This is a genomic window from Massilia phyllosphaerae (assembly GCF_034659755.1).
In the GTDB taxonomy this organism is placed as follows: Bacteria; Pseudomonadota; Gammaproteobacteria; order Burkholderiales; family Burkholderiaceae_D; genus Telluria; species Telluria phyllosphaerae.
Genome location: NZ_JAXSQX010000002.1, coordinates 384,916 through 401,286 on the forward strand (window position 1 = coordinate 384,916; position 16,371 = coordinate 401,286).

Here is a 16,371-nt window from a genome sequence, read left to right on the forward strand (position 1 = left end):
GAACCACCATGACTACCGAAGCTTATATCTGTGACGCCATCCGCACCCCGATCGGCCGCTACGGCGGTGCGCTGAAGGACGTCCGCGCCGACGACCTCGGCGCCATCCCGCTGCGCGAACTCATGAAGCGCAATCCGGGCGTCGACTGGACCCAGGTCGACGACGTCATCTTCGGCAACGCCAACCAGGCCGGCGAAGACAACCGCAACGTCGCCCACATGTCCTCGCTGCTGGCCGGCCTGCCGGCCGACGTGCCGGGCACCACCGTCAACCGCCTGTGCGGTTCCGGCATGGATGCCATCGGCATCGCCGCGCGCGCGATCAAGGCCGGCGAGACCCGGCTGATGATTGCCGGCGGCGTCGAGTCGATGACGCGCGCGCCGTTCGTGATGGGCAAGGCGGAAACCGCGTTCTCGCGCAACGCCCAGATCTACGACACTACCATCGGCTGGCGCTTCCCGAACAAGCTGATGAAGCACCAGTACGGCACCGATTCGATGCCGGAAACCGCCGAGAACGTCGCCGTCGACTACCAGGTCTCGCGCGAAGACCAGGACCGCTTTGCGCTGGCCAGCCAGGAAAAGACCGCACGCGCCCAGCAGGAAGGCCTGTACGCCGACGAGATCGTGCCGGTCGAGATCCCGCAGAAGAAAGGTGACCACATCCTGTTCAGCCAGGACGAGCACCCGCGCGCGACCAGCCTGGAAGCGCTGGCCAAGCTGAAGGGCGTGGTGCATCCGGGCGGCAGCGTCACCGCCGGCAACGCCTCGGGCGTGAACGACGGCGCCTGCGCGGTCCTGATCGCGAACGAGGAAGCCGCGCAAGCCTACGGCCTGACCAGGCGCGCCCGCATCGTCGGCATGGCCACCGCCGGCGTGCCGCCGCGCGTGATGGGCATCGGCCCGGCGCCGGCCACGAAAAAGCTGATGAAGCAGCTCGGCATGACGCTCGACCAGATGGACATCATCGAGCTGAACGAAGCGTTTGCTTCGCAGGCGCTGGCCGTGCTGCGCGAACTCGGCATCGCCGACGACGACCCGCGCGTGAACCCGTACGGCGGCGGCATCGCCCTCGGCCACCCGCTCGGCATGAGCGGCGCGCGCCTGGTGACCACCGCCATGTACCAGCTACACCGGACCGGCGGCCGCTATGCGCTGTGCACCATGTGCATCGGGGTCGGGCAGGGGATTGCGATGGTGATCGAGCGGGTGTAACCAGCCGCTTGTTCCTGCCGTTTCACAGATAAAAGAATAGTAGGAGACAAGGATGGACAAGCGGTATAAACAAAAACGGAGGCACGCATGATTGGGAACATGATCGGCGTGCTGTTCGACGGGATTGCCTACGGCAGCCTGTTGTTCCTGATTAGCGTCGGCCTGTCGGTGACGATGGGCATGATGAACTTCATTAACCTGGCCCATGGCGCTTTCGCCATGGTCGGCGGCTACGTCTGCGTGACGCTGCTGTCGAAGCTCGGGCTGCCTTTCCTGGCCACGCTGCCGCTCGCCTTCATCGTGGCGGCGCTGGTGGGGCTGGTGCTCGAGCGCACGCTGTACCGCCGGCTGTACCGGGCGCCGCACCTCGACCAGGTGCTGTTCTCGATCGGCCTGACCTTCATGGCGGTGGCAGGCGCCACCTGGCTGTTCGGCCCGACCCAGCAGCCTGTCAACCTGCCGGACTGGCTGCGCGGCCAGGTGCACGTGCTGGGCCTCGACCTCGGCACCTACCGCCTGTTCCTGATCGGCGTGGTGGTGCTGGTGACGGCGGCGCTGGTGCTGCTGATCGAGCGCACCCGCTTCGGCGCCCGCATCCGCGCCGCGGTCGACAACCAGACCGCGGCCGAAGGCCTCGGCATCAACGTCAGCCAGGTGTTCAGCCTGACCTTCGCCCTCGGTTCCGGCCTGGCCGGCCTGGGCGGGGGCCTCGGCATCGACGTGCTCGGCCTCGACCCCAGCTTCCCGGTCAAGTACATGGTCTACTTCCTGCTGGTGGTGGCCGTCGGCGGCGCCGGCTCGATCAAGGGGCCGCTGATCGCCGCCCTGATCCTCGGCGTGTTCGACGTCGCCGGCAAGTACTACGTGCCGGAAGTCGGCGCCTTTGTCATCTACACGCTGATGGTGGTGCTGTTGATCCTGTTCCCCTTCGGCCTGGTCAGGAGGAAAGCATGACGACCCCCCTCGATTCCACCGTCGCGCCGGCGCGCCTGCCGGCGTCTAGCGCCGGCCTGGCGCCGCGCCTGCCGAACGACCGCTGGAAGCCGCTCGAGATCGCGTTCTGGCTGCTGCCGGTCGCGGCCTGGTTCCTGTTCCCCAACCACCTGGTGCTGGTCAGCCAGATCATGATCGTCGGCCTGTTCGCGCTGTCGCTCGACCTGATCCTGGGCTACGCCGGCATCGTCTCGCTCGGCCACGCCGCCTTCTTCGGACTCGGGGCTTACAGCGCCGGCCTGCTGTCGGCGCATGGCTGGGGCGAGCCGCTGTCCGGCCTGCTGGTGGCGGCGCTGGTGGCCGGCGCGTTCGGCTTCATCGTCAGCTTCCTGGTGGTGCGCGGCCAGGACCTGGCGCGCCTGATGGTCACCCTCGGCATCGGCCTGATGCTGTTCGAGGCGGCCAACAAGGCTGCCTTCATCACCGGCGGCGTCGACGGCCTGTCCGGCATGGCCACCGCGCCGCTGTTCGGCACCTTCGAGTTCGACCTGTACGGCAAGACCGCGTTCTGGTACAGCCTGGGCGTGCTGTTCCTGCTGTTCGTGCTGCTGCGCCGCCTGGTGAATTCGCCGTTCGGCATGTCGCTGCGCGGCATCCGCGAGGGCGGCAAGCGCATGCCGGCGATCGGCGCCAACGTCGACCGCCGCCTGCGCGCCGCCTTCACGGTCGGCGCGGCGATCGCCGGCGTGGCCGGGGCGCTGCTGGCCCAGACCACCCAGTTCGTCGGCCTCGACTCGCTCGGCTTCCCGCGCTCGGCCGAACTGCTGATCATGCTGGTGCTGGGCGGGACCGGACGCCTGTACGGGGCGCTGGTCGGCGCCGCCGTGTTCATGGTGGCCCAGGATTATATTTCCGGCCTGGATCCGGCCTACTGGCAGTTCTATATCGGCCTGCTGCTGGTGCTGATCGTGCTGTTCGCCCGCGGCGGCATCCTGGGCGGGCTGGAGAGAGTGGTGCAGCGCCTGAAACCATCGGCACGCAAGGAGGTCGCATGACGACATCGAACCTGAGCCTGCGCACCGCCGGGCTGTCCAAGCAGTGGGGCGCGTTCAAGGCGAATACCGACATCTCGCTGACCTTCGAGCCCGGTGCGCGCCACGCGCTGATCGGCCCCAACGGCGCCGGCAAGACCACCTTCATCAACCTGCTGACAGGCGCGCTGGCGCCCACCAGCGGCGAGGTGTGGGTGGGCGAGCGCAACATCACGCACCTGGCGCAGCACGAACGCGTCAAGCTCGGCATGACGCGCACCTTCCAGATCAACACCCTGTTTGCCGGCATGACCGTGCTCGAATCGGTGGCGCTGGCCATCTGCGAGCGGCGCGGCCTGCAGCGCGTGTGGTGGAAGACGGTCGAGAAGCATGCCGACGTGGTCGACGAAGCGATGGCGCTGCTGGCCACCCTGAAGCTGACCAAGGAGGCCAACAGCATCACCCGCAGCATGGCCTACGGCAAGCAGCGCCTGGTGGAAATCGCGCTGGCGCTGGCGACCCGGCCCGGCATCCTGCTGCTGGACGAACCGGCCGCCGGCATCCCGCAAGCCGAAAGCCGCGAACTGTTCGAGGTAATCGCCGGGCTGCCGCGCGACGTGACCATCCTGTTCATCGAGCACGACATGGGGCTGGTGTTCCGCTTCGCCGAGCGCATCACGGTGCTAGTGGGCGGCAAGGTGCTGACCGAAGGAACGCCGGCACAGATCGCGGCGGACCCGCGCGTGAAAGAAGTCTATCTGGGGGAGGCCGAACATGCCTGAACTGCTCGCATTCGACAGGGTGAGCGCCGGCTACGGCGAATCGGTGGTGCTGGAAGATGTCTCGTTTTCCGTGGAAGAGGGCGGCAGCCTGGCCCTGCTGGGCCGCAACGGCGTCGGCAAGACCAGCCTGCTGGTCACGCTGATGGGCCTGACCCGCCTTCACAAGGGGTCGGTGCGCTTCCAGGGCCGCGACATCGGCCGCATGCAGACCTGGAAGCGCGCGCGCGCGGGCCTGGGCTGGGTGCCGCAGGAGCGCCACATGTTCCCGTCGCTGAGCGTCGAGGAGCACCTGACCGTGGTCGAGAGACCGGGGCCGTGGAATCTGGCCAAGGTGTACGAACTGTTCCCGCGCCTGCACGAGCGCCGCGCCAACATGGGCAACCAGCTCTCGGGCGGCGAGCAGCAGATGGTGGCCATCGCGCGCGCCCTGATGACCAACCCGCGCATCCTGCTGCTGGACGAGCCGATGGAAGGCCTGGCCCCGATCATCGTGCAGGAACTGGTGCGCGCGATCCGGCGCCTGGTGGCGGAAGACGGCATGTCGGTGATCGTGGTCGAGCAGCATGCGCGCCTGGCGCTGTCGCTGACCGAGCGCGCCATCGTGCTCGACCGCGGCCGCATCGTGCACGATTCCGACAGCGCCAGCCTGCTGGCCGACGGCGAAAAGCTGGACCGGCTGGTGGCCGTAGCTTGACCACGCGCGTAGGGTGGACGGCTCGTCCGTCCACGCGTCGATCGTTATCGGCTCGGCCGTCGAGCGCCACGGACTTGCGATTGACTGTCGCCGCGTGGACGGCAAGCCGTCCACGCTACAGACGACATTTCATAATAATGGAGACATAGATGAAGCAACTGAAATTGAACCGCCGCGCCATCCTGGCCGGCGTCGCCCTGCTTGCCAGCGGACTGGCCGCCATCCCCGCCGGCGCCGCCGAACCGATCAAGGTCGGCCTGATCGTGCCGATGTCCGGTCCCTTCGCCTCGACCGGGCGCCAGGTCGACGCCGCCGTCAAGCTCTTCATGCAGCAGAACGGGGCCAGCGTCGCCGGGCGCGAAGTGCAGATCATCCTGAAGGACGACGGCGGGGTCTCGCCGGACGTCACCAAGCGCCTGGCCCAGGAACTGGTGGCGCGCGACAAGGTGCAGGTGCTGGCCGGCTTCGGCCTGACCCCGCTGGCCTTTGCCGCCGCGCCGATCGCGACCCAGGCCAAGGTGCCGATGATCGTGATGAACGCGGCCACCTCCAGCATCCCGCAGCGCTCGCCCTACATCGTGCGCACCGGCTTCACGCTGCCGCAGGTGACCGCGCCGCTGGCCCAGTGGGCGGCCAGGAACAAGATCAAGTCGGTGGTGACCTTCGTGTCGGACTACGGCCCCGGCATCGATGCCGAAAAGGTGTTCGTGCGGGACTTCGGCAAGGCCGGCGGCAAGGTCGTGGCCTCGCTGCGCGCGCCGCTGCGCAATCCGGATTACGCCCCCTTCCTGGCGCGCGTGAAGGATGCCAAGCCGGATGCCGTGTTCGTGTTCGTGCCCTCGGGCGAAGGCGCCGCCGTGCTCAAGCAGTTCACCGACCGCGGCCTGGCCGCCGCCGGCATCCGCCTGATCGCCACCGGCGACGTGCTCGACGACGACCTGATGCCCTCGATCGGCAAGGCCGCGCTGGGCGTGATCAGCAGCCACAATTACTCGGCCGCGCACCCGTCGCCGGAAAACAAGGCCTTCGTGGCGGCTTTCACCAAGGCGAATCCGACCATGCGGCCGAACTTCCATGCGGTCGGCGCCTACGATGGCATGCAGCTGCTGTACGCGGCGCTGAAGAAGACCGGCGGCGCCAGCGACGGTCCGAAGCTGCTGGAAGCGATGAAGGGCATGTCCTGGACCAGCGTGCGCGGCCCGGTCACGCTCGATGCGGCCACGCGCGACATGGTGCAAAACGTGTACATCCGCAAGGCCGAGCAGGTCGGCGACGGCGTCTACAACGTCGAGTTCGACCAGGTCGCCAACTTCAAGGACCCGGGCGTCGAATAAGCCCCAATTCGGGGTCAGAGCACAATTTCGGGGTCAGCAATTTCGGGGTCAGAGCAGAAACCACATTGTGCTCTGACCCCGAATGTCAGGCAGCGGGCCGGGCCAGTGGTGCCCGGCTTTGGTCGTTGTTTTCGTTGACCAGCTTGGCCAGCAGGGCCATGAACTGTGCCTGTTCTTCGGGGCTCAAAGGGTCCAGCAGGCGCTGGCGCAGGCGCTGGGCGCCCGGCACCAGCGTGTCGAGCAGGCGCATGCCGGCGGCCGTGATGGTCAGCGCGCGCTGGCGCCGGTTGTGCGGGATCACCTTGCGCTCCAATAAACCTTTTTCCTCGAGGCGGGCGCACACCGTGGCGCCGGTCGAGGTGTCGATCGCGGCCAGGCCCGCCAGCGACACCTGGTCGATGCCGGGATGGGCCGCCAGCCGGGTCAGGATCGCATACTGCACCGGTGTCAGCTCGCTTCCCATTTCGTCGTAGAAGATCGACACCGAGATCTGCTGGGCGCGCCGCAGCAGGTGGCCCGGGTGTTCATGAAGGTCGTGCATGCTGCCCTGGCTGTCTTGTGCGCGCTCGGTTGCCATCGTTCCTGGAAAAGTGTCGGGATGGTGCGCCGCACCATCGAAATAATCGAATCGCTAGTTTACTTTGTCGCGCAAAAGGTGAATACTTTTTTCAACATTCAGTGCACTGAAGATCAATCCACAAAAGGAGACAAGCATGTTCCCAAAGAACGCCTGGTACGTGGCCTGCACGCCCGACGAGATCGAAGGTAAACCCCTGGGCCGCCAGATCTGCGGCGAAAAAATCGTGTTTTATCGCGGCAAGGAAGGCAAGGTCGCCGCGGTCGAGGATTTCTGTCCGCACCGCGGCGCGCCGCTGTCGCTCGGCTTCGTGCGCGACGGCAACCTGGTGTGCGGCTACCACGGTCTGGAAATGGGCTGCGAAGGCAAGGCGATCAGCATGCCGGGCCAGCGCGTGCGCGGCTTTCCCTGCATCCGCAGCTACGCGGTCGAAGAGCGCTACGGCTTCATCTGGGTCTGGCCGGGCGACAAGGCGCTGGCGGATCCGGCGACCATCCACCACCTGGAGTGGGCCGAGAACCCGGAATGGGCCTACGGCGGCGGCCTGTACCACATCAACTGCGACTACCGCCTGATGGTCGACAACCTGATGGACCTGACCCACGAGACCTACGTGCACGCGTCCAGCATCGGCCAGAAGGAAATCGACGAAGCGCCGGTGACGACCAAGGTCGAGGGCGAGGAAGTGATCACCAGCCGCTTCATGGAAAACATCATGGCGCCGCCGTTCTGGCAGGCCGCACTGCGCGGCAACGGCCTGGCCGACGACGTGCCGGTCGACCGCTGGCAGATCTGCCGCTTCAACGCCCCCAGCCACGTGATGATCGAGGTCGGCGTGGCGCATGCGGGCAAGGGCGGCTACCACGCCGATCCGGCGCACAAGGCGTCCAGCATCGTGGTCGACTTCATCACCCCGGAAACCGAAACCTCGCACTGGTATTTCTGGGGCATGGCGCGCAACTTCAAGCCGCAGGACCCCGCGCTGACCGACACCATCCGTGAAGGCCAGGGCAAGATCTTCAGCGAAGACCGCGAGATGCTAGAACTGCAGCAGCAGAACATCCTGCGCCACCCGGAGCGCAAGCTGCTGATGCTGAACATCGACGCCGGCGGCGTGCAGTCGCGCCGCATCATCGACAAGTGGCTGGAGCGCGAGCAGGCGCCGGCGGCGGCAGCGGCTCCGGCTCCGGGAACCCCGGCGGCACCGGCAGGGCAGGTGGCGGCATGAGCACGATCGAAGTCCGCGTGACCGGCAAGGCCAACGAGGCCGACGGCATCTGCAGCTACGAGCTGGTGACGCTGGACGGCGCGCCGCTGCCGCCGTTCGAGGCCGGCGCGCACATCGACGTGCATGTGTCGGCGCCGTCCTCCAGCTCTCTGGTGCGCCAGTATTCGCTGTGCAACCCGCCCGGCGAAACCCACCGCTACCAGATCGGCGTGCTGCGCGACGCCAATTCGCGCGGCGGCTCGCAAGCCATGCACGACCACATCGACACCGGCTCGGTCCTGCACATCAGCGCGCCGAAGAACCACTTCCCGCTGGTCGACGCCGCGCGCACCCTGCTGTTCGCGGGCGGGATCGGTGTGACGCCGATCCTGGCGATGGCGGAGACGCTGGCCGCGCGCGGCGCTGCCTTCGAGCTGCACTACAGCGTGCGCTCGCCGGAGCGCGCCGCCTTCCGCGAGCGCATCGCCGGCTCGCGCTTCGCCGACCGCGTGCACTTCCATTACGACAGCGGCGACGCCGCCCAGAAGCTCGACCTGGCGGCGCTGCTGGCCGCGCCGGCGCCGGACACGCATCTCTATGTGTGCGGCCCGCAGGGTTACATCGAGTATGTGCTGGGCACGGCCAAGGCGATGGGCTGGCCGCAGGCGCAGCTGCACGTCGAGTACTTCGGCGCGGCGGCGATCGATACCGGCGGCGACCAGCATTTCGAGGTCAAGCTGGCGTCGAGCGGGAAGATCGTGATGGTGCCGGCCGGGACCACCGTGATCAAGGCGCTGCAGGAGCAGGGCGTGGAGATCCCGTATTCGTGCGAGGAAGGGGTGTGCGGGACTTGCCTGACGCGGGTGCTGGAAGGGGTGCCGGATCACCGCGACATGTACCTGACCGAGGAGGAGCAGGCGGCGAACGACCAGTTTACGCCTTGTTGTTCGCGGTCTAAATCGCCGGTGCTGGTGCTGGATTTGTAAGCGTCCGAATGAGCCGTCGCCCCTGCGAAGGCGGAATAATGCCCCCGGCATTATTCCTCCAAGTTTTGCGCGTTATCGAAATGCGTGCAATTTGGGACCCTGCCTGCGCAGGGGCGACGTGCTCAAGCTGCGGGCCGAATCAGACAGTATCGATAAACCCCATCACCGCCGCCTTGAACGCCTCCGGCTGCTCCACCGCACTCAAATGCGAAGCCTCCCTCAGCACCACCAGCGACGCATTCGGGATCCCGTCTGCCAGCGTCTGCGCCATGCTCACCGGCGTACCCTGGTCCAGCTCCCCGGCAATCACCAGGGCCGGCACGCCGATCTGGCCCAGGCGCGCCGTCGTGTCGACGTGCCCGACCGCGCTGCAGCAGCCGACATAACCATCCGCATCGGTACTGACCACCCGCCGGCGGAAGCGTGACACGGTGCCCGCCTTCTCGGCGCGGAAGGCCTCGGTGAAGTAGCGCGCCATGACCGCATCGGCGATCGCCTCGATCCCTTCCGCATTCACGGTGGCGATGCGCTGTTCCCAGACCGCGCGTGCGGCGTCCGGATAGGCGCTGGTGGTGTTCGCCAGCACCAGCGCGCGCACCAACGACGGGTGGCGCAGCGCCAGTTCCTGGCCGACCATGCCGCCCATCGACAGGCCGACCCAGACCACCGGACCCGTATCGAGTTCGCGCAGCAGGCGGGCGGCGTCGTCGGCCAGTTCCGCCATCGCGTACGGACCGGTGGGCGCCTCGGACGCGCCGTGGCCGCGGTGGTCGTAGGCGATCACGCGGTTCTCCAGCGACAACGCGTTCGCCAGGCTGTCCCACATGGTGAGGTCGCAGCCGAGCGCATGGCTCAGCACCACCGTGTGGCGCGGCGCCTTGCCGTTACGTGGTTCGCGGACGCTGTAGTGCAGCGACGGGGTGCCGGCGCTGCTGCCTTCGCGGCCGCTGCCGGCGTGGGCGGCCGCGCCCGGTGCGGCTGACTCCAGTTCATAGCCGATCTGCCCGGCCACTTCGCGCAGGATCGCCAGCGCGTGGGTGAAGCCGGTGTTCGCGGCCGGCACGCCGGCATAGATCGCCGACTGCATCAGGATTTCCTTGATCTCGTCCGGCGTGAGGCGGCTGCCTTCCTGGCCGAGCAGGGCGGCGCGCACGTGCAGGTCGAACTCTTCCCAGCGGCCCAGCGCCACCGTGATCGACAGCACGATCGCGCGCCGGGTCTTGTGGTCCAGGCCCGGACGGCCCCAGATCTCGTGCCAGGCGAAGCGGGTGATCAGGTTCTGGAAGTCGGCGTTGAAGCTGTTGGCGTTGTTCAGCGAACGGTCGACCCAGGCGTCGCCGAGGACGTCGCGGCGGTTCTGCAGGCCGCGTTCGAAATCGTGGTCAAGCGGATCGAAACTCATAATGGGATTCACTCATGAAAAGGGTGGGTGGCATCCAGCTTGCCGATGCTCGGGCGCAGCGCATGCAGCTGGGACTCGGCCAGGCGCCGCGCCGGTTCGGCGGCCAGCACTGGATCGAACAGGGCGGCGATCCGCGCCAGGTCGACGTGGGCGCGCAGCTCGGGGTCGTGTTCGACGGCGTCGCGCACCAGGCCTTCGAGGCCGCGCGCATCCGTGGAAGCGCGTTTGCTGAGGTCTTCCAGCAGCGCGTGCGCCTTGGGACGGCCGATGGCACCGGCCAGGTAGCTGGACACGGCTTCGGCAAACACCAGGCCGTGCAGGGCGCGGATGTTGTGCAGCATGCGTTCGCGGTCCACCGAGAGGCCGGCAAAGGCTTCGTTCAGCGCCTGCAGGGCGCCGTGGGCGGACAGGAACAATTGCGGCCATTCGGCCAGTTCGGCCTGCCAGTTGCCCAGGCCGCGTTCGTGCTGCTGGTCCATGCAGGCCAGCAGCGCCGCCGCATGCTGGGGCGTGCGGCGGGAAGCCGCCAGTGCGATCATGGTCGACACCGGGTTGCGCTTGTGCGGCATGGCCGACGAGCCGCCGCGGCCATTGCCGGACGGTTCGGCCAGCTCGCCGACCTCGCCCTGGGCCATCAGCCCGAGGTCGGTCGCCAGCTTGCCCAGGCTGCCGCCCAGCACCGCCACTTCCAACCCCAGGCGCACCCACTCGTCGCGCTGGGTGTGCCAGGCGGCGTCTGCCACGCGCAGGCGCAGCTCGCCGGCCACGCGCGCGGACACCGCGGCGCCATGCTCTCCCATGGTCGCCAGCGTGCCGACCGCGCCGCCCAGCTGCAGCTGGAGGGCACGCGCGGCCGCAGCGCGCAGCTGGGCGCGCGCACGGACCAGCGGCGCCAGCCACCCGGCCGCCTTGAAGCCCAGGCTCGTCACCTGGGCCGGCTGCATCAGCGTGCGCGCCAGCACCGGCGTCGACAGATTATCCTGTGCCAGGCTCAGCAGATGCCCGGTCAGCTCCTGCAGGCTGTCGTCAAGCAGGCGCAGGGCCTCGCGCGTGACCAGCACCATTGCGGTGTCGATCACGTCCTGGCTGGTGCTGCCCCAGTGAACGTGGCGGGCCGCATCGGCGTCGTACAGCGCCACGGTTTTCTGCAGTTCCTTCACCAGCGGGATGGCGAGGGCACCGGCCTTGCGGCCGGCCCGTACCAGCGCCGGAATGTCGTACAGCTGGGCCTTGCAGACGGCGCCGATGGCGCTGGCCGCGGATGGCGGAATCAGGCCCTCGGCCGCCTGGGCCCGTGCCAGCGCGGCCTCGAAGGCCAGCATGCCCTGCACCACGGCTTCATCGTCGAAGGCGGCGATCATGTCCGGCGTGGTCAGGAAACTGTCGAAGATCGATGCGCTCATGGCCGGCCTCCCGCGTTCATCAGGCAGCCATCATACATAATCGAAGAAGGGCGTCTCGTTCTCGCCCTGCATGCGGATGTCCCAGCGGTATTCGCCGTCGCCGCTGCGGCGCGCCACCAGCAGCGCGCGGCGCGCTTCCGGCACCTGGTTCAGGATGGTCGACTGGGCCAGGCCGGCGTCGTCTTCCAGGAACACGGCGGTGAACTGGTGCTTGACCAGGCCGCGCGCGAACACCGTGATGTAGGCCAGCGGCTCGCCGCGGCCTGCCTGCGGCGCGGGGACGCGCATGCTGAATTCGCCGCCGTCGCCGCTCGGCATGCGGCGCAGGCCCGGGATCAGCTGTTCGGTCTCGAGGCCGGCACCCTCTGGCGTCCAGGCTTCGACCTGGGCGTCGTTGATCGGGTTGCCGTCGCCGTCGTAGATGCAGCCGCTGAGCTGGATGCTGTTTTCCGCGGTCTTCAGGTTGCCGGGCAGGCCGGTGTCGACGAGCCATTGCCAGGCTTCGTGCGAGAACGGGCCGATGGTTTGCGACGTCGTGATGTCACTGCGGGTGATCTTGCTCATGCGGTTCTCCTTACAGGCCCATCGGGGTGGCGTCGCGTCCGCGCAGGACGATATCGAATTCGTAGCCCAGCATCTCGGCGCCTACCGTGTGCTCGAGGCTGAATTTCGAGATCAGGCGCTGGCGCGCCGCTTCGTCGGGCACGCTCTGGAAGATCGGGTCGTAGTCGAACAGCGGGTCGTTCGGGAAGTACATCTGGGTGACCAGGCGCTGCGCATACACGTTGCCGAACAGTGAAAAGTGGATGTGGGCCGGGCGCCAGGCCTTGTCGTGGTTACCCCAGGGGTAGGGACCGGGCTTGATCGAGACGAAGCGGTAGCGGCCGTCGTCGTCGGTCAGCATCTTGCCGAGACCGTAGAAGTTGGGGTCGAGCGGCGCGGCGTGCTGGTCGCGGCTGTGCCAGTAGCGGCCGGCGGAGTTGGCTTGCCAGACTTCGACCAGCGAATTCCGTACTGGCTTGCCGTCTTCGTCGGTCACGCGGCCGGTGACGACGATTTTTTCGCCGAGCGGCTCGCCGCCCTTGCCGTGCAGCGTCAGGTCGGTGTCGTTGGGCAGCAGGATGTGCGGACCGGCCTGGATGTTGCGGCTGGCGGGAATCGGCGCCTCGATACGCAGGGTCGGCTGCAGCGGGCCGCGCTTGACGGTCGATTTATAGGCGGGATAGACGAGTTCGGGCCAGACGCCCGGTTCGACGGGATCGAATTTCACAGCATGTCTCCTTCGTGAAGTGTTGTGGAAGCGCCCGACGATGGTAGAAAAAGCTTGTGCCCTCGACAAGACGTCCATGTCGTGCAACGTTCACTCCGCGAACACATTGTGCGATACTCGCACAAAACAGGAGGCATTTTGCAGGTGAGCGAAGATGACGACAATGCGCCGCTGGCGCGCGACCTGGTCGGCGGACTGGAAAAGGGACTGAAAGTCATCGAAGCCTTCGACCAGGAGCGCGCGCGCCTGAGCATTGCCGAAGTGGCGCAGGCCACCGGGCTGACGCGCGCGGCCGCGCGGCGCTACCTGATCACGCTGACCCACCTCGGCTACATGCGCCACGAAAACAAGCTGTTCTCGCTGACGCCGGCCGTGCTGCGCCTGGGCCAGTCCTACCTGCATTCGGCGCGCCTGCCGCGCATCGCCCAGCCGGCGCTGTACCGGCTGGCCTATTCGCTGGGCGAGGCGGCGTCGGTCGGGGTGCTCGACCACGACCAGCTGGTGTGTGTTGCTGCCGTCAGCGCCGGCCGCCTGGTGTCGGCGACGCTGCAGCCGGGCACCCGGGTGCCGGCCTACTGCACCGCCAACGGGCGCATGCTGCTGGCCTTTCTGCCGCAGGCCGACATCGAGCGCTTCCTGGCCCAGGCCGTGCCCGAGCAGATCACCCAGCACACCATCGTCGACAAGGAGCGCCTGGCGCTCGAAATCGCGCGCGCGCGGGCGCAGGGCTATGCGCTGGTCGACCAGGAGCTGGAACTGGGCTTGCGCACGATTGCGGTCCCGCTGCGCAACTTCCGCGGCGAGGTGGTGGCGTCGATGAACGTGAGCGTACATGCGGGGCGTCTGCCGGCCGAGCAGTTGGTGGAACACTGCCTGCCGGCGCTGATCAAGACCCAGGTGGAATTGGGGGCGATGCTTTAGCTTGCTTCTGTACGCATGATGCGAACCCGTGCTTGCCACCTTGAATTCCGGTTCGAAGTAAAACTTCTTGAATGTCCACTTGCCGTTACCGTTCTTTTTAAAAGTTGTGATGCCGGTGCCGACATCCCTGGTGCCTGGGTCGGTATGTGCAAAGTAAATCGCAGCGGTAGTCCCTTGGGTCGCGGCATGCCCTGGGTAGGGGCCATAGCCGGGCAGGTCCGGGAAATTGCGGTTTTTGCGTGCCGAACAGGATACTATCGGTGCCATCAACATTCACCATCCCACGAATGCCCGAAATTACCTATAATTTCGTTAAATTTATTCATTAAACAGGAGTGAAGAATGAGTGTAGACAAGACCCCAGGCAAGTGTCCGTTCAACGCCGCTGCCGGTACCGGCACGACCAACCGTGACTGGTGGCCAAAAGCACTGCGTCTCGATTTGCTGGCACAACATTCCACTAAATCAGACCCGATGGGCGGCGACTTCGATTACAAGGCGGCCTTCAACAGCCTCGATCTCGCAGCGGTCAAGGCCGACCTGGCCCAAGTGATGACCGACTCGCAGGAATGGTGGCCGGCCGACTTCGGCCACTACGGTGGCCTGTTCGTGCGCATGGCCTGGCACAGCGCCGGCACCTACCGCATCGGCGACGGCCGCGGCGGCGCGGGCCGCGGTCAGCAGCGCTTCGCCCCGCTGAACAGCTGGCCCGACAACGTCAGCCTGGACAAGGCGCGCCGGCTGATCTGGCCGGTCAAGCAGAAGTACGGCGAAAAGATCTCCTGGGCCGATCTCATTATCTTGACGGGCAACGTCGCCCTCGAAACGATGGGCTTCCAGACCTTCGGCTTTGCCGGCGGCCGCCAGGACGTGTGGGAGCCCGACCTGGACGTGTACTGGGGCCGCGAGAACAAGTGGCTGGGCAGCGATGAGCGCTACACGGTCGGCTCGCCCGGTGTCGAAGGCAGCGGCGTGATCGACAAGGATGACGACAGCGAGATCAGCCACTCGCGCGACCTCGAGAACCCGTTGGCGGCAGTGCAGATGGGTCTGATCTACGTGAATCCGGAAGGCCCGGACGGCAAGCCGGATCCGGTCGCGTCGGCACGCGACATCCGCGACACCTTCGGCCGGATGGCGATGAACGACGAGGAAACTGTCGCGCTGATCGCCGGCGGCCACACCTTCGGCAAGACGCACGGCGCCGGTCCGTCCGAGCATGTGAAGGAAGAGCCGGAAGGCGCCGGCCTGCATGCCCAGGGTTTCGGCTGGCATAACACCTTCGGCACCGGCAAGGGCCCGGACACGATCACCAGCGGCCTGGAAGTGACCTGGACCAGCACCCCGACCCAGTGGGGTCACGATTACTTCACTTATCTGTTCGCACATGAGTGGGAATTGACGCGCAGCCCGGCTGGCGGCTACCAATGGGTGGCCAAGGATGGCGAAGCGACCATCCCCGACGCCTACGACGCGGACAAGCGCCACCGTCCGACGATGCTGACCTCGGACCTGGCCCTGCGCATGGACCCGGCCTACGAGGCGATCTCGCGCCGTTTCCTGGCCAACCCGGACCAGTTCGCGGATGCCTTCGCGCGCGCCTGGTTCAAGCTGACCCACCGCGACATGGGCCCGCGTGCCCGTTACCTCGGCCCGGAAGTGCCGGCCGAAGTCATGATCTGGCAGGATCCGCTGCCGGCCGCGGAAGGCGAGCCGATCACCGAAGACGACGCCAAGGCCTTGAAGGACAAGGTACTGGCGTCCGGCTTCGGCGTCGGCGAACTGGTATCGACCGCCTGGGCCTCGGCCTCGAGCTTCCGCGGTTCGGACAAGCGCGGCGGCGCCAATGGCGCCCGGGTGCGCCTGGCGCCGCAAAAGGATTGGGCGGTCAACGAGCCGGAACAACTGGCTCGCGTGTTGTCCAAGCTCGACGCCATCCGTGCCGAGTTCAACGCTGCGCAAACCGGCAGCAAACGGGTATCGCTCGCCGACCTGATCGTCCTGGCCGGTAACGCAGGTGTCGAAGCGGCAGCCAGGGCGGCCGGACACGATGTGGCGGTGCCGTTCACGCCAGGCCGCACCGATGCGTCGCAAGAGCAGACCGACGTGGAGTCCTTCCATGCGCTCGAACCGGTCGCCGACGCCTTCCGTAACTACGAGAAGACGCTGTACAGCCTGCCTGCCGAAGCGCTGATGATCGACCGCGCCCAGTTGCTGACGCTGACGGCGCCGGAAATGACCGTGCTGGTCGGCGGCCTGCGCGTGCTGGGGGCCAATACCGGCGGCAGCGACGACGGCGTGTTGACGCAGTCGAAGGGCAAGTTGACGAACGACTTCTTCGTCAACCTGCTCGACATGGCCACTGAGTGGCGTCCCGCCACCGTGCCGGGCCAAGGCGTCGAACGCTTCGAAGGCCGCGACCGCAAGACCGGCGCGCCCAAATGGACGGCGTCGCGCGTGGATCTGGTATTCGGTTCGAATGCGCAACTGCGCGCGATCGCGGAGGTGTATGCCAGCGCCGATGCCGGCCGCAAGTTCGCCACCGACTTCGTGGCGGCCTGGACGAAGGTGATGGAGCTGGATCGCTTCGACGTGAAGTGATTCCGAGGCTGGTCCG

Annotated in this window: 15 protein-coding genes; 10 read left to right on the top strand and 5 right to left on the bottom strand. The window is 67.1% G+C overall.

The window, feature by feature from the left end; translation table 11 throughout:
- The first annotated feature begins 8 nt into the window (after positions 1 to 8).
- The 6 genes from pcaF to U1H99_RS09920 all read left to right on the top strand — a co-directional run bounded on the left by pcaF (position 9) and on the right by U1H99_RS09920 (position 5,988).
- A complete protein-coding gene (gene pcaF, locus U1H99_RS09895) occupies positions 9 to 1,214 on the top strand; it encodes a 3-oxoadipyl-CoA thiolase (protein WP_323141566.1) in 1,206 nt (401 codons plus the stop codon).
- Between the two features lie 87 nt (positions 1,215 to 1,301).
- Positions 1,302 to 2,168, top strand: a complete 867-nt coding sequence (locus tag U1H99_RS09900; protein ID WP_323141567.1) for a branched-chain amino acid ABC transporter permease — start codon at positions 1,302 to 1,304, stop codon at positions 2,166 to 2,168.
- Positions 2,165 to 3,202, top strand: a complete 1,038-nt coding sequence (locus tag U1H99_RS09905) for a branched-chain amino acid ABC transporter permease (RefSeq protein WP_323141568.1) — start codon at positions 2,165 to 2,167, stop codon at positions 3,200 to 3,202. The genes U1H99_RS09900 and U1H99_RS09905 overlap by 4 nt, the downstream gene beginning before the upstream one ends.
- Entirely contained in the window at positions 3,199 to 3,960 is a 762-nt protein-coding gene (locus U1H99_RS09910) for an ABC transporter ATP-binding protein (protein WP_323141569.1), read from the top strand. The genes U1H99_RS09905 and U1H99_RS09910 overlap by 4 nt, the downstream gene beginning before the upstream one ends.
- Positions 3,953 to 4,654: an ABC transporter ATP-binding protein gene (locus U1H99_RS09915; protein WP_323141570.1), complete on the top strand. Its 702-nt coding sequence runs from the start codon at positions 3,953 to 3,955 to the stop codon at positions 4,652 to 4,654. The genes U1H99_RS09910 and U1H99_RS09915 overlap by 8 nt, the downstream gene beginning before the upstream one ends.
- Positions 4,655 to 4,803: 149 nt before the next feature.
- Positions 4,804 to 5,988, top strand: coding sequence for an ABC transporter substrate-binding protein (locus U1H99_RS09920; protein WP_323141571.1), 1,185 nt, complete (start codon positions 4,804 to 4,806; stop codon positions 5,986 to 5,988).
- Between the two features lie 85 nt (positions 5,989 to 6,073).
- On the opposite strand, the gene U1H99_RS09925 is transcribed toward U1H99_RS09920, so the two are convergent.
- Positions 6,074 to 6,565 (bottom strand): MarR family winged helix-turn-helix transcriptional regulator, encoded by a 492-nt coding sequence (locus tag U1H99_RS09925; RefSeq protein ID WP_323141572.1) that lies wholly within the window; start codon positions 6,563 to 6,565, stop codon positions 6,074 to 6,076.
- 136 nt (positions 6,566 to 6,701) lie between these two features.
- Here U1H99_RS09925 and U1H99_RS09930 point away from each other — a divergent pair, with 136 nt between their 5' ends.
- Entirely contained in the window at positions 6,702 to 7,793 is a 1,092-nt protein-coding gene (locus U1H99_RS09930; protein ID WP_323141573.1) for an aromatic ring-hydroxylating dioxygenase subunit alpha, read from the top strand.
- A complete protein-coding gene (locus U1H99_RS09935) occupies positions 7,790 to 8,758 on the top strand; it encodes a PDR/VanB family oxidoreductase (protein WP_323141574.1) in 969 nt (322 codons plus the stop codon). The genes U1H99_RS09930 and U1H99_RS09935 overlap by 4 nt, the downstream gene beginning before the upstream one ends.
- A gap of 139 nt (positions 8,759 to 8,897) precedes the next feature.
- On the opposite strand, the gene pcaCD is transcribed toward U1H99_RS09935, so the two are convergent.
- The 4 genes from pcaCD to pcaH are packed head-to-tail and all read right to left on the bottom strand — an operon-like array spanning position 8,898 to position 12,833.
- Positions 8,898 to 10,160: a bifunctional 4-carboxymuconolactone decarboxylase/3-oxoadipate enol-lactonase PcaCD gene (gene pcaCD, locus U1H99_RS09940; protein ID WP_323141575.1), complete on the bottom strand. Its 1,263-nt coding sequence runs from the start codon at positions 10,158 to 10,160 to the stop codon at positions 8,898 to 8,900.
- A gap of 8 nt (positions 10,161 to 10,168) precedes the next feature.
- Positions 10,169 to 11,563, bottom strand: a complete 1,395-nt coding sequence (pcaB, locus tag U1H99_RS09945) for a 3-carboxy-cis,cis-muconate cycloisomerase (protein ID WP_323141576.1) — start codon at positions 11,561 to 11,563, stop codon at positions 10,169 to 10,171.
- Between the two features lie 30 nt (positions 11,564 to 11,593).
- Positions 11,594 to 12,127 (bottom strand): peptidase associated/transthyretin-like domain-containing protein, encoded by a 534-nt coding sequence (locus U1H99_RS09950; RefSeq protein WP_323141577.1) that lies wholly within the window; start codon positions 12,125 to 12,127, stop codon positions 11,594 to 11,596.
- A gap of 10 nt (positions 12,128 to 12,137) precedes the next feature.
- Entirely contained in the window at positions 12,138 to 12,833 is a 696-nt protein-coding gene (gene pcaH / locus U1H99_RS09955) for a protocatechuate 3,4-dioxygenase subunit beta (protein WP_323141578.1), read from the bottom strand.
- A 144-nt stretch (positions 12,834 to 12,977) separates the two neighbouring features.
- Between pcaH and U1H99_RS09960 the strand changes: the two genes are divergently transcribed.
- Positions 12,978 to 13,754: an IclR family transcriptional regulator domain-containing protein gene (locus U1H99_RS09960; protein ID WP_323141579.1), complete on the top strand. Its 777-nt coding sequence runs from the start codon at positions 12,978 to 12,980 to the stop codon at positions 13,752 to 13,754.
- A gap of 342 nt (positions 13,755 to 14,096) precedes the next feature.
- Positions 14,097 to 16,355: a catalase/peroxidase HPI gene (gene katG, locus U1H99_RS09965; RefSeq protein ID WP_323141580.1), complete on the top strand. Its 2,259-nt coding sequence runs from the start codon at positions 14,097 to 14,099 to the stop codon at positions 16,353 to 16,355.
- The last annotated feature ends 16 nt before the right edge of the window (positions 16,356 to 16,371 follow it).